This window comes from Deltaproteobacteria bacterium GWA2_45_12, from assembly GCA_001797365.1.
Classification (GTDB): domain Bacteria; phylum UBA10199; class UBA10199; order UBA10199; family UBA10199; genus UBA10199.
This window is the reverse complement of the sequence record MGPH01000053.1, coordinates 1-976: the sequence shown is the minus strand read 5'-3', so window position 1 is coordinate 976 and position 976 is coordinate 1. Positions and strand designations below refer to the sequence as shown.

The window sequence follows — 976 nt, the reverse complement described above, 5'->3', positions numbered from 1 at the left end:
TTTTTTACACCTATTAGGAGATTTTTATGAAGAGAGAAAATAATCATGGAAGATGGGTCGTGGCCTTTGTGCTGATGCTCACCTGCGCGGCGACTGGAAGCGCTTTCGCCGATACGTGGGATCCTTTCCAAGCCGGAGACGCCGAATTCAGTGGCAGGAATGTGAACGTTGTTTTGGTGGAGCAAAGTACTCTTGGTGGATCGGGGAAAATGGTTTTCTCCTCGTTTCCTGAGGGTGTTGTTTGCGTCAGCACCCCCAATTCCGCTTGGATCAGGGCGAATTCAACCGTGGAGGAGAATCGGTTGATCGCCATGGCGCTCATGGCTAGGGCTATGAGCCACCCCGTTAACGTTGGCGTGAGAATTGTCGATGGTAACGTCTGTGAATTGGCAACTTTGCAGTTTTAAAGTCAACTTTTTTTCCAAGTATTTTTATGCAAAGAAAATTTATTTTCATTTTATCTGTTTTTTTAACGCTCTCATGCAGCGCCATAGCTGACGTGTTGTTTATGGATTTGAGTCATCTTGCGGATAAAGCCGATTATATATGCCATGTGAAAGTACATACGGTTACTTCTCGATACGAGGTTTATGATTCACAATTAGAAATGGTGATGTCCCACGTACGCTTGGAAATTTTGGAGAATATTAAGGGCAAATTACCGACAAATGTAGAGATACGTTCTTTTGGCGGCGAGATTAATGGAAGACAGTATACGCCAGAAGATTTCCCTGAGTTTCATAATGGGGAAGAACTCGTTCTTTTTCTGAAAAATTTCCAGGGAGGTGTTTTCACCGTTGGGCATTTTAACGGCAAAAAAGAAATTATTAATGGCAAAATTAAAGGAACCAATTTTTCTGTAAGTGAATTTACAGCATATATTCGTTCTCACTAGTGTCCGGTTAACTTAAACCGGATTCGTTTAAAGGTTTATTTTTAATAGCAAATTCCTACTTTTTTAAAAAAACGATTTGAA

Annotated in this window: 2 protein-coding genes and 1 pseudogene (1 of these 3 cut by a window edge); all 3 read left to right on the top strand. The window is 41.1% G+C overall.

Annotated elements, in window-relative coordinates; all coding sequences use genetic code 11:
* Positions 1–43, top strand: a pseudogene (locus A2048_08050) (hypothetical protein); it begins 395 nt to the left of the window's first position.
* Positions 27–407 carry a hypothetical protein gene (locus A2048_08045; protein OGP08027.1) on the top strand — a complete coding sequence of 127 codons (381 nt, stop codon included), beginning with the start codon at positions 27–29 and terminating at the stop codon, positions 405–407. The pseudogene A2048_08050 and the gene A2048_08045 overlap by 17 nt, the downstream one beginning before the upstream one ends.
* A 26-nt stretch (positions 408–433) precedes the next feature.
* Positions 434–895 carry a hypothetical protein gene (locus A2048_08040; protein ID OGP08026.1) on the top strand — a complete coding sequence of 154 codons (462 nt, stop codon included), beginning with the start codon at positions 434–436 and terminating at the stop codon, positions 893–895.
* The last annotated feature ends 81 nt before the right edge of the window (positions 896–976 follow it).